Raw genomic sequence first — 12,551 nt, forward strand, 5'->3', positions numbered from 1 at the left:
TCCGCCGTTTTTATTGCGCGCTGCTCGGAAAAATAGGTAAAGCGAAAAAATCTGCGTTAATTGGGTTGTTTAATGGTGGGGATATTCTGGATGAATTGTCTCTAATGTCGCTCCCGACGTAACCAACGCGCGCTGGACTTAGGGGGATAGAGTTTTCTGCACCTTATCGAAAATGGTTGTCTTTTCTATTTTGTTGTGCAGGATCCGTGTTTTTCGTAAAAACCGCGGGTGCTTTCTCCGATGATTCAAAAAGGACGTTTAGGCGTGTGTTGACGGTCTACTGGTGCTCCCATCGGGGTGAACACACACTACCGAGACCGGCATCACCCTCTTGGGCAAACTGTGGTACCTAATCGTGGAGAGTCAAGGATGACTAAAAAATCCCTTTTTGGCAAACTGGCAGCCGCTTGCCTGTGTTTTGGACTGGGCGCAGGCAGCCTGCAGGCCCAAGTCTATCCAACGAGCTGGTCGGGACAGAATGGAGCGGCCGGCGTCCCGGGCTGCAACACGTGCAGCAGCTACGACGGTGGTGGATTTCTCTCCGATTTCTTCTACTGCGATCCGTGCCGGCCCACCGACCCGTGGAAACTGCCCACGCCCGGTTTTCTCGAACGGTGGGGTTTTGAGTTCGGAGGCTGGGTGGGCGCGGGCATCAGTGTCGTCGCCAATAATCCCGCCGACAATTACAACGGTGTGGTCACGTTCAACGACCGCGACCAGGAGTTCCAGATGAACCAGCTCAACCTTTATCTGGAACGGCGTATCAACAACGGCGGCTACGGCTGGGATTGGGGTGGCCGTGTGGATGTCCTCTATGGAACGGATGCTCGGTTCACCCAGGCGATTGATGGGTTGGAATCGGACTGGAACCAGACGGAACGTTTCTATCAGGTGGCTCTGCCCCAGTTCTATTTCGACGTGGCCTACAATAGCTGGACGCTGAGAGGCGGTCACTTCTATTCGCCGGTCGGCTATGAGGCGGTTCCTGTTACGCAAAACTTTTTCTATTCGCACAGTTATTCCCACCAGTACGGCCAGCCCTTCACGCATACGGGGCTTTTGCTCAGCCGGTCGTTCAATCGGCTGGTGGTCACGGCAGGGCTCCAGCGGGGTAATGATCAGTTCGACGATACCGATGGTCGGAACGCGATCGGGTTCTTAGGTGCAGTCCGCTGGACGAGCGAGGACGATCGCTTCGGGATCGGGTTTGGGATTTCCGCGGATGAACAGGGCATCGATCGGCCCATCACGATCTACAGCCTGGTCGGGACCTGGAATGTCACTTCACGACTCCAGTGGGTTATTGAGCATACCTTTGGTGAGTCCGAAGATCCGCAAACCGGGAAAAGCCAGTGGTACGGTATCACCAACTACCTGTACTACAAGTTCAATCCCTGCTGGCAGACGGGCCTGCGGGTGGAATGGTTCCGCGACGAGGACGGTGTCCGGGTAGCGGGCATTGGGGATGGAAATCGCGCGACCGGGCCGTTCCCGGGGGACTTCTATGAAATCAGCTACGGTTTCAACTGGTCGCCGCACCCCAATCTTCGCGTGCGTCCGGAAGTCCGCTGGGACTGGTTTGACGCCAACCGCCCAGTCTCTGTCCTCCCCTACGACGCAGGCGACCGCGACAACCAATTCCTGCTTGGTTGCGACTTTATCGTGACCTTCTGACAGGTGATCATTCAAACGAGTCAGCCCACCTGGACGCCGGCTCAATGAGCCGGCGTCTCTCCTTTATGGTCACTCACTTTTGTAGTGACATGAGACGTTCAATCGCGGCAGCGATTTGCGCACGCCGTTGATAGATGGGATCGGGAGTCCGCGTGAAGGTCGTCATGTCTCGGGTGATCTGTGGGGGGACTTCCAGCAATTGCGCGAAGTTATCTCGCTCCTCCGGGGATAATTGGTTGCCATATCTGGTAAGCAAATCTGCCAGCAGCCAGAGCATTTCGTAGTCTTCGATGCCTTCGCGGAGCATTTCCCAGCGAATACTGGAGGCCGGTGGCGAAAGCACCGGATGGTCCGTTTTCCCGGGCACCGAGGCTTCTGGAGGCGGATAGATGAAGCGGCCATCGCCATTTCCCCAATGCCGTTTCACCCCTTTAGGGGTCGAATAACCCGAGACATATGACATCGGATCGTCGTACGGATCCTGAAAGCCGTCCGGAAAGGCAGCGGAGGAAGTCCAGTAATTGGTGGCCCAAACGAGAATTCCAGAAATTCGCCGTTGCCAGGTTTGCCAAAGCCACACCCGCAGTTCGGTTGCGGGATGGTCAATGAACAGGGTGCAATACGGGGCTTTTGGGCCGGTGCATATGTACCACCAGAATCTCTCGCCCAATTGCCGACGTTCTTCAGCAACTTTGTGGTCGTAATTGGGGCTAATGGGGCACCAGATGTCCACATAACCATAAAGCGGCTCCACCGGTTCCTCGGTGAGCATCCTGGCCAGGCCGGGGGCGTATTTCTTCAATCGCGCCATTCCGGCTTTGACAAACTCGTAATCCTTGGGCTCTGGCTCATCGAACCAGTAAACATACGCCATGTGAAGCCACCCTTTCTCGCGGAGATGCTCTTCAATCTGCCGAACTTGGCTACTGAAGAGTGCCTGGTATTGCGGAGTGCTTTCCGCGAAACCGGCCAGGGAAGGTTCCACGCGGGAGTGGAACGTGCCTCCACCCATCCCCTGAATTTGGACCATGAAATTTGTGAAATGGTACCGCCGGATGGCTTCTTCCATAGCGTTGTCGAACCTGGAAAAATCGATCACAGCTCGCGGAGGTTCCGCTTTGGGGTCGAATGTCACGCGGTACGGATCGAGGGGAGTGGGATTGTAGGGGCTAATTCGGTGGTCTGCAAAGCTTTGGAAGTATAGGTCGAGCACACGCCGGCGATCTTCCTCGCTTTGCACATTGTGATACCGAAAGGCCTGCCAGCAGTCGAATCCGAACGCCGTTTCAAGGTGATTCCGCTCAGGCAGGGCGAAATTCCAGACCTTGAGCTGAAGCGGTACCACGGCCTGCCATCCCGTGCCGGTCAGCCGAATCTCCCCGTGGTATTCCCCCGCTTCGGCGTTTCGGGGTACGCGAATCGTGACCCACAATGGCTGGTTCATTCCGGCAGAAAGGGATAGCGGATACTGGATCGGGGGGAGAGCGTCCGGCCACCAATCGACGACTCCCGTTGGGTCCGTGGGCGTATGCACAAAATGGTAGAAGACGCGATGGACGGTGACGTTCCCCGCATCAATGGAATAACCTTTTGGCCCCTGAAGATTGCTGACCTCAACACGTTCCAGTGTGGTGCCATCCTCCGGACGAAGAACCAGTTGGACGGATTCATGATCGCCTTTGGCGGCCATCACGGTGATGCCCGACGAACCACCTGCGTCCTTGGGGGCCGGTCGCTTCCGAGCGATCTTCCAATCTGCCTCGCACCACCATAGGACGACAGGGCCGGCCTTCGCCAGGTAGTTTCCATAATCCGCGCGGTGATACTCGTGGACGGCCAGCGGGATCTCCAAGACTCCCAGCGCTCGGCCGTGCTGCTGAATTGTCAGGAAGGCTCTGTACACTCCGCAAGTTGTTACGGGGATGGCAAAGCCCAGCGTACGCGAGCCCCTCACCCGGCCAGGTTCGAGCACTTGGTCCTGGAGGATCGCCGTGCCGTCCGGAGCGTTCACCGATACGCGAAAATCATAGCTTGACTCGGAAGGCAAAGATATTTCAAACAGATGCTGGCCATTTTCCGAGAAGCCCAAGTAACTCAGGCCAAGAGATGACGCACCGGCCGGTAGCGAGCCCTCGGAAAGAATACCATAAATCGTTTGGCCGGTTACAGACGGTAGTTCTTTATCGAGCTCACCCTCGAATATGATACTGTCCACCTGCAGTGAGGTGTCCGAAGTGGCGCCCCGCAGCCTCAGCCACAGATCGGCGGCAGGCAAAAGTTCTCCCGGGAGAGAAACTTCCACGGCCCCCAATTTGTCTCCCCGCGCGATTTCGGTCCAGGCCTTTCCGTTCCTGCTTATGGCGACACTGAGGGCACCGCGGGTGTAATAGTTGATGTTGACCACGAGCCGTCCCCGGACGAACTGACAGCCGGGAAGATTGAAGTGATAGATGACCTCATTTTGGCCAGAAATAACCCATCGCGATGTGTTGAACCCCGCCGTTGCCCGCTCCAACACTCGATGATCGTTACTGCCGTACTGGTTGAATAACGCGTTGAAAAGATAGTGCCGGTTCTCGATTCTTTCCCCGCGGCCAAGGGTAATCGCCCCGTGTTTGCTGTAGATGGGCAGGGCCGGTCGGAGTTGTACAGCGTCGTATTGAATGGTGCCCCGCACCTCCCATTGACCGAGGCGAAACTGTGTGGTGGTCACCTGATCCGGCACACGGAAGGCCGCCTGGAATTCGCCCCATTCGGTATCAGGGAACGTCCAGTCGTGATTGACTTCCGCCGGACCGATGATCGCACAACCACCCGAAGCGCCGAGCCGACGCCCCTTCACAGTCATGACATATCGCGCGCCGGGTTGGAGGACCACCTGTGCCATCCACGCATTACTCCCCCGGCCATCCCCGGTGACTTCGAGGATGTCCTTTTCTACCCACCGTCCGCTCCCACCAGACAGACGCCATCCTACTGGTTCGGCTTCGCCCGCTCGGAAATCTCCGTTGGGAGGCAGGGAAAGCCCCACGGCTTCGTTACCAGCGGCCGGCACTGGGAAGAACATCGCCAGAAGAATGACGGCGACCCAACTCCCGTGGCGGAATGGGGTTAGAGCTTCCTTCACCCGAAGTTCAGGGCCAAGAGACTGTGAACCAAAAACGTTATCGGCACGCAGAAACTGAGGGGCCATGGCGAACTCCACTCAACAACGAGCCGGTAATCCAGGATGAAAAACGCCCTTCCATCATCTAAATCAGAGGGGAACAAAACAAGAGGTGCCAATACCTGACTTTTCCTCCGCCGACAGGGCCGCGGTTGTCCATTTGGCTTGCGTCGGAGCGGATACAACCGGAGGGACCTGCTCGTCAGGTCCGCTTTCCGACGTGGGGGCAAGCCTTGCGTTTCGGCGGGCACGACAAGCGTGTCCCTCCATTGTGTGGAATGGAGGGTCGGGTTCTACCGCGACCGGTGCCCCCGGCTCCATCCGGATCAACGCCAAGGTAGTGAAGGCTAAAGCCTTCACCGAAAAGCGGCGATGAATCGCCGCACTCCATGGAGTGCGGGGCTTTAGCCCCGCTTTCCGCGCGGGACTTCAGTCCCCGATGAAAGGCCATGGATGATCGAACGTTGAGCGGCGGACGTGACAAGCAGGTCCCTCCAAAAGGTCGGAGGGGCACGCTTGTCGTGCCCGGGAAAAGGGAATGGATGATCCAATGTCAAACGGCGGACCCGACAAGCGGGTCCCTCCGACACTGTAGGGGCAATTCGTGAATGGCCCCTACAATTAGATTGTCCCCATGCCGTCTCAGTGGTTTTCGCGAAGATGGGGATGGATCAGGCGTCAATGCGGTTTTGTGATGCACGGCCCGAATTGACGAGAGTAGCCCGGGCGGGAGGTGGCTCTGATCGAGAGTGTGCTTTTGCCACAGTATGTCTTAAACGAAGAAACTGTGCCCAGATCGAGCCTGCCCACTTGTCAAAAAGCTTCGGAAAAGTCTATACTTAAGGGCGCGATGTGTCGGCCGCTCTCCGATGCCACAGTATAACAGCACTTCTGAGAGTGAAGCAGCGAGAGTGCCTTGGAGACGGAACTGATGCTGCACGTTGCAAGTGGTGGAACGGGGCACCCAAAAGATGTTTTCGGTTTCAGGGTCTCCCATCCGCAAATCGCTTGATTGAGGAGTGCTTGAGATGATCGTCACGACCACTGAACTTTTTAAGCATGCGTACGGCAAATACGCCATTGGTGCCTACAACATCAACAACCTGGAACAGGCGGTGGGACTGTTCCGCGGCAATTTGGGCAAGGTCAAAAAGAACGACGAGCCCGTCAACGAAAACCTTGCCGCCCCGTTCATTCTCCAGATTTCCCGCGGCGCGCGATCTTACACCGACAAACGCTTCCTGGAAGCGATCATCCGAGCGGCTGAGGAGGTTTTCCCGGAAGCCATCTTTGCCGTTCACCTGGATCACGGAACGGAAGAAGTCTGCTACGACGCCATCGACAGCGGTTTCTATAGCTCGGTGATGATCGACGCTTCCCACGAGCCTTTTGAGAAGAACGTCGAGATCACCAAGCGCGTGGTGGACTATGCCCACAAGAAAGGCGTCGTTGTGGAGGCCGAATTGGGCCAACTCGGCGGCGTGGAAGAAGATGTGGCGGGGAGCGTCTGCCTCACTGATCCTGCCCAGGCGGCTGAGTTTGTCCGCTTGACCGGCTGCGACTCTCTGGCGGTGGCGATTGGAACTTCCCACGGCGCTTATAAATTCACCGGCAAACAGGGAGTGCGTTTGGATCGCCTCGCGGAAATCCAGAAGGCCCTGCCGCCGGGATATCCCCTCGTGATGCATGGGGCCAGCAGTGTGCCTAAGGAATGGGTGGACCGCATCAATGCGGCTGGCGGGAAGCTTGCCCAGACCAGCGGCGTCAATGAGGCTGACTATTTGAAGGCGGCCAAGCTGGGAGTGTGCAAGATCAACATCGATACAGACGGCCGACTCGTCTGGTGTGCGATCTATCGCGAGTCCTTCCGCGATAAGCCGGAAGACTTCGATCCGCGGACGCCCGGTAAGGTATTCATGGCCGCCTATGCCGAGTACATCATCCACAAGAATCAGGTTCTCGGGTCAGCGGGTCAATTGAAAGAGGTGCGGTCTCTGTTGACGGCTCGGGTGTGAGAGACGGCACCGCAGCCCGAATCGATCTAGCGGAGCGGGGCGGTCGCGACGGTGTTCCCCTGGAAACTGGGATTGTTCTGCACCTGTGAGAGGCGGATGGCGATGAGCTTCTGCTCTCGTTTTCCGGAGGACGCCGCGGTGAAAAAGCGGCCGCCCAGGCTGCCGGGTTGATCAGGAACGCACGTTAAAAGAAGCATGTCACCCGGCGCGAGGTCCATCTTGATCGTGAGGTCATTCAGGACAATGCGGTCTCTCCGCATTTCCCACCGAACGAGTCCTTCCGTGGCAACGGGCTGAACACGGGGCTCCCCGTAATGGACTTCCGGTACGAGTTGAATACAGACCGTTGCGTCCGGCTTGGGAGCGAGCGTCATCGCGAAGACTCCTTGAGCGCGATAGACGGTCTGTCCGACGATTTGGCCGTTGCTGTCGCGCCGCAACAGCGGTAGTTCGTCATAGACCGAGGAAGCAAGCAGTTCTGCCCGTTGATGAGGCTTGGTCTGGAGGTGGCGCCGCACGGGGGCCGACTCATCAGCATTACCGGGATCTTCTATTGTTTCCAGAGTATCTTGAGTGACCGGGGCGTCAGTTAGACGGAGTAGATCGGCAAGTTCCGGCGGCAGGGGACCGGCGATCCGTCCCACTCGGAATCCGTTGCGGTAAAGCTCTTTACGGGTCTCCGCGGGAATCGCCTGCTCGTCAACACTCTTCCAGAGCTTTTCCACGATGGGATTGCCGTAAGGGACGCGTACAAAAAAGATATCCACTGCAGCGCTGTCTGTATTCATAATGGGTGGATTCAGGGGTGATTTGTGGCCCACCTGAAGCTGCGTGCATCCAGCCGCAGCCAGAAGGAGCACACCCCTCAGCACGTGCAGCGTCAGCTCGTGAATTGTTGCGCCTCTCCAGGTGCGCATGCGGAAACCAGCGTCCGTGCGGCAAACAGATAACTGAGTTAACTATGCAAATAGCCGACCTGTCCCATACGTCTTCCCACCCATAGGGGGACTTAGAGTAACGATCTTCGATGCCCACGTCAACGGCAATAGGGTCTTTATGGCGGCACGCGGCAGGGCAGCACGCGGAACTGGGTGCCTGAGCAGGACTTAGCGTGCGAGATGAGGTCCACGTGGCCAAGGCAGCGACCCGCTCGGACCGTAAGAAAACAGCGACCGGGGCAAAGGGCCCCGGCCGCCGAGAAAGGAGGAAATGGATGACGCCTTTTGTTGGTGATTGCTTCGCGGCGTCTTCCCTCAGGAATGTTCACATCGGTGGAAGTGGGGCCAGATTCACCGCCTGGATCTCGGAGACGGTGGCCGGTTTCAGACTGGCCGAATCATCCGGCTTCGGGGCAGCCTCCGGCTTCTGATCGGCAGGGCTTGGACTCGGGGCAGGTGATCCCTCACCTGAAGGAGCACAAACCCCACAGGCCTGAGCCGCCAGGCACTCCGCACACACGTACTGGACCACAGTTTTGTACACAGGCACCTCTACTTCGTATTCTTTCTTGACGAGTTTTTTGATGGATCGGGTGCGGCCGACCTGAGGTGGAACCGGGCAGGGCCGTTGGTGACCGAGGTCGTAAATCCAGCCCGACAGAATTCCGGAAGGCCGCGCGCGGGAATCGCAGGACTGGCATCCCAGGTCGCAGCCGTCGGCAGCGCCGCAGGCATCGCAGCCGGGATCGCAGGATCGCCCGGGATGGCTGGGCAACATCGTGCACACATCCGCGGCTTCCACGCACCAGCAGTATTTTTTGATCTTTTCAACGCCGCACTCGATGCGGCAGACCTTCTGTTGGCACGGTCCCGGCCGGCCACAGACAGCGCATCGCCCGGGTGAGCCACGCACCTCTGTCGGGTCACCCCCGAAAACAGGGTTCAGGGCACCCACGACGAGCAATAGTCCCGTCCACCAGTATTTTGGACTCATCGACCTATCCTCCTCGGTTGGTTGGCCTTCCTGGTATTTCGCACGAAAATCCCGACGTGTTTGTTGACTTTATGTCGGAGAGTTCTTCATCTGAGGCTCGCTTAGCAGAGCCTGTCAGAAGTCCACTTGGGCACGCATTTCGAAGACGTTGATGTCAGAGTTAGGCGCGTTGTTAGCCGGGCTCACCTGAGCATGGACGTAGTTGAACATCAACCGCATGTAAGGATTCCAGTACCAGTTGATGCCGAAGGTGTGGTCGGCAGTGGTTCCCCCGAGCACACCCGCATCGTCCAGGTCGAGCCAGGAGTACCGGTATGCCAGCTCCCAGGCACCCCAGCCGGTTTCCACGTCACCGTCACAGGTTCGCACGCGGAAGAAGTTCTCGATAGGTTTCACGCGATCAAACGCTCCTTTTTCGCGGTTGTAGGAGCGGCTCTCTCCCGTGAGGAAGTAGCTCATCTGGACATACGCCCCGTGGAAAGTGGGATCGGCGCCCGCGCTGCGATTGTAGAAGGCCACGAGATACTCCGACTGGATCGAGAACGGCCCATAGACGAAAGCGATTTCCGGATCCAGCAGGTGGTAATCTTCCACGTTGGTGATGATGCCGGTATCCACGACGCGGGGACCGACGGCAACTTCGGGACGAACCCGAATGCGCTGGTTGGGATCATCCACATCGCGATAGCTGTAACCCAAACCCAGGTGCAACAGTCCGCGGCCACTGGTCGCTTCGTCGTACCAGGGCAAATAGGTTGCCCGCATGGTAAACGCATAGCCGCCGTTATCGTTGGCTGCGTAAGGTGGGGTGTCCTTAATCGAGCGGAACCCACCGAAGGCAAAGGTCATCCGTTCGTTTTCGGAGACATGGTACGAGGCGACGCCCACATTTCGAGCGGGCACAAAGGCACTGTTGAGGGTGCTCCGTTCCATGAAGGTGATGTATCGACTCGAGGTAAGCTCTTCCAGAGAGAAGGGTTCCTTGAAATGTCCGATCTGCACGTAGTTCAACCATGGTAGGTCTTTCACGCCGATGTAAACGTCCTTGAAAGAGGTATGCTGATCGTCGGTTGAATCTCGGGCTGCGAAGTCGACTTCGATTTTGTAATTGAAGACATCAAACCCTTCTCCAAACGCCCCCAGGCGTGCCGTGCGGAACTGCACGGTATCCTGGGCGTCGCCGAATGTCGCCATACTACCGGCCCCCTGGCCGAAGGACACGGCATCGACATAGACGCGTCCGTCGACATTGACCGACATTTTTCCCGCATTTTTTTTGGCCGCCGCCGCTTCTTTCGCCTTGATGTCGGCCAGGGCCTTTTCCAACTGGGACACTCGCTGGGCCAGCTCGTCTTGTGATCCGCTGGCAGACGGCCCGGCTTGCGAGCCCACAATGTAGGCCGGATCGAGGTACTGATAGGCATTCGAAGAGTTCTGGGCCCACAGGGAGCTCGCCCAAAGAGCCGCCCATGTGGTGCCGGCGACGAGACTCAGTTTCCACCAGCATCTTCGTTGTGTGAGCATGGGAGTGATCCTCCATCCGTGGGTTTTGTCAGCTTCCTTGAAATTGGCGAGCAGGAAACAAGCGCACAGCATGACATTCCGTCGCGGGCATTTTGCTGAATCGATTCCTCATTGGCACTTGCTTTATTACACACAGCTTCCGACGCACGGCTTGCGCTTCAGGAATATTTGCTCTGAATGCCGCAGATTACCTGCACTTCCACGTTTGTGCTTTTGCGCGAAAGAGTTGCTTATCTTACCGCGTCGGTGGCCGCGGTGGTTGCGCCATCAAACCGGGGAACAATCCTGGCGAACGGCCTGTTTACATGGGATTCCGTTCAGTGCCCTCATTTTGGGGGAGCTTCTGCAAGACGGTTTTTCAACGATAATTGCCCCCGTTGTGTGAAACGGCTTTCTGCCAGGGGAATCATCGCCTAAAATGACAGGACAATCCGCATCCTCAAAAAGCATGACGGTGAGTGTCTCAGAAGGGTAATCGTCAGACCCACTGTCACTGGAATGCCAATCCCTGTACGAGATCGGTGAAATGAGCGTCCACTTGCATCGTGAACTCGACAGGCTCCGCGGACGGCTTCTCAGCTTGGCCGGGGAGGTGGAGCAACAACTTCAGAAAGCGATAACGGCGGTCCTCAATCGGGATCCGCAGTTGGCCGACGAGGTGGAAGCGGGCGACCGCAAGATTGACCAGTTCGAAGTCGAGCTCGAGGAAGAATGCCTGAAAGTCCTCGCACTCTATCAGCCCGTCGCCGCTGACCTTCGATTCCTAATTACTGTTCTCAAGATCAACAATGATTTGGAACGGGTTGGGGATCTGGCGGTCAATATCGCCCGCAAAGCCCGAACACTATCCCAGATGCCGCCCGTGCGGATGCCGTTCGATCTGGACGGCATGTGGCGAAAGGTCCAGGAAATGTTGCGGCAAAGTGTGGACAGCCTGGTTAACGGGGATGCCGATGCGGCCGAGGACGTGTGCAAGCGGGACGAAGCTGTCAATGCCCAGAAAAAGGCGATTCGCCAGCAGGTCGAGCAACTGATCGAGCAACATCCCGATCAGGTCAAAACATGGCTCCAGGTGCTGGCCGTTTCCCGCAACCTGGAACGCGTCGCCGACCATGCCACGAATATTGCCGAGGACGTCATTTATCTCGTTCGGGGCCATATTGTCAGGCATCCCGCCCGGTTCCGCGACCGAGACCAGGATTGAAACGATAAGCCTTTCGAAAACAGTGCCGCGGCGTTAGCGAACGATGACATCGCACCCTGCTCGACCGGGTCTACTCAGATCGCCCGTTGGTTCTTCGGGACATGGGCGTCCACAACGAGGCAGACGTCCCAGGCCACCGGCACTGAGCTTGGAGGCAATGAGCCGTTGACTTTCAGGTCTTGGTCCGCGAGGGATGATAGTGGTACGGTGCCGGGATATATTCCACGGTGGGCTGGCCCCGTCGGGGCTGCGGATACAACTGGAGAAGTTGCACGAATTCGGTTGGCATATCCGTGCTCACCGGCAATCCCAATTGCTGGGCCATCTCGGCGGTAAGCGGGAAATCGTGCGTCCATGTGCCTTCCGAAAGCAGTCTGGCCACTTCATCGGCCTTCTCTTCGGGCATCTTGTCGCTGAGAAGTTCTTTGACGCACATTCTGACCTGGCTGATGGCCTTTTCGGCAATGTCTGCCAGAATGAGAGTTTGGTCGTCGATCTCGTCAGGCTTTTTCCTTTGCAACACCTTCAGAACCGAGGCGGCTGGCTGCTGATTAATCTGGGGGTCCACCGGTCCCAAGACGGCATGCTTGCACATGACAATCTCGTCGGCTGCGAGAGCAATGAGAGTCCCGCCTGACATCGCATAGTGGGGGACAAATACCGTGACTTTGCCCGGCCGGTGGTGGACTGCCCGAGCTATCTGGAGTGCGGCCAGCACCAGCCCTCCCGGTGTGTGCAGGACCAGATCGATAGGGATCTGTGGGTCGGTCAGTTGGATGGCACGGATGACTTCCTCGGAGTCATTGATATCGATATAGCGAAAGATCGGAAACCCCAGAAGGCTCATCGTTTCCTGACGATGGATGAGCACGATCACCCGGGATTGGCGTTTCCGCTCGATGCGAGCGATCATCCGCTGCCGGGCCGCCTCGATCATTTTCTGGCGGAGCACCGGCTGAAGAGCAGAAAGCATGAGAAAAATCCAGAAGATGTCCATCACGTTCATCGCTGGCAATCTCCCTGAAAAGTGTTTGTT

Annotated in this window: 8 protein-coding genes; 3 read left to right on the forward strand and 5 right to left on the reverse strand. The window is 57.4% G+C overall.

All coding sequences use genetic code 11. From position 1 onward, the window contains the following. Positions 1 to 369: 369 nt before the first annotated feature. Positions 370 to 1,674 carry an outer membrane beta-barrel protein gene (locus THTE_RS05320; protein ID WP_095414461.1) on the forward strand — a complete coding sequence of 435 codons (1,305 nt, stop codon included), beginning with the start codon at positions 370 to 372 and terminating at the stop codon, positions 1,672 to 1,674. Between the two features lie 73 nt (positions 1,675 to 1,747). On the opposite strand, the gene THTE_RS05325 is transcribed toward THTE_RS05320, so the two are convergent. Further along, positions 1,748 to 4,867 (reverse strand): DUF4091 domain-containing protein, encoded by a 3,120-nt coding sequence (locus THTE_RS05325; protein WP_095414462.1) that lies wholly within the window; start codon positions 4,865 to 4,867, stop codon positions 1,748 to 1,750. A gap of 1,001 nt (positions 4,868 to 5,868) precedes the next feature. Between THTE_RS05325 and THTE_RS05330 the strand changes: the two genes are divergently transcribed. Further along, positions 5,869 to 6,855, forward strand: a complete 987-nt coding sequence (locus tag THTE_RS05330; RefSeq protein ID WP_095414463.1) for a class II fructose-bisphosphate aldolase — start codon at positions 5,869 to 5,871, stop codon at positions 6,853 to 6,855. A 26-nt stretch (positions 6,856 to 6,881) separates the two neighbouring features. Here THTE_RS05330 and THTE_RS05335 read toward each other — a convergent pair whose 3' ends face one another. The 3 genes from THTE_RS05335 to THTE_RS05345 all read right to left on the reverse strand — a co-directional run bounded on the left by THTE_RS05335 (position 6,882) and on the right by THTE_RS05345 (position 10,311). Then, entirely contained in the window at positions 6,882 to 7,772 is an 891-nt protein-coding gene (locus THTE_RS05335; RefSeq protein WP_095414464.1) for a hypothetical protein, read from the reverse strand. Positions 7,773 to 8,118: 346 nt separating this feature from the next. After that, positions 8,119 to 8,787: a hypothetical protein gene (locus tag THTE_RS05340; RefSeq protein WP_095414465.1), complete on the reverse strand. Its 669-nt coding sequence runs from the start codon at positions 8,785 to 8,787 to the stop codon at positions 8,119 to 8,121. Positions 8,788 to 8,901: 114 nt separating this feature from the next. Beyond that, positions 8,902 to 10,311 (reverse strand): OprO/OprP family phosphate-selective porin, encoded by a 1,410-nt coding sequence (locus THTE_RS05345; RefSeq protein ID WP_157731783.1) that lies wholly within the window; start codon positions 10,309 to 10,311, stop codon positions 8,902 to 8,904. A gap of 526 nt (positions 10,312 to 10,837) precedes the next feature. Here THTE_RS05345 and phoU point away from each other — a divergent pair. Continuing rightward, positions 10,838 to 11,515 (forward strand): phosphate signaling complex protein PhoU, encoded by a 678-nt coding sequence (gene phoU, locus THTE_RS05355; protein WP_095414468.1) that lies wholly within the window; start codon positions 10,838 to 10,840, stop codon positions 11,513 to 11,515. Between the two features lie 172 nt (positions 11,516 to 11,687). Here phoU and THTE_RS05360 read toward each other — a convergent pair whose 3' ends face one another. Next, on the reverse strand, positions 11,688 to 12,521 hold the full coding sequence (locus THTE_RS05360; protein WP_095414469.1) for an SDH family Clp fold serine proteinase: 834 nt from the start codon (positions 12,519 to 12,521) through the stop codon (positions 11,688 to 11,690). Positions 12,522 to 12,551 lie beyond the last annotated feature (30 nt).

The organism is Thermogutta terrifontis (assembly GCF_002277955.1).
GTDB lineage: Bacteria > Planctomycetota > Planctomycetia > Pirellulales > Thermoguttaceae > Thermogutta > Thermogutta terrifontis.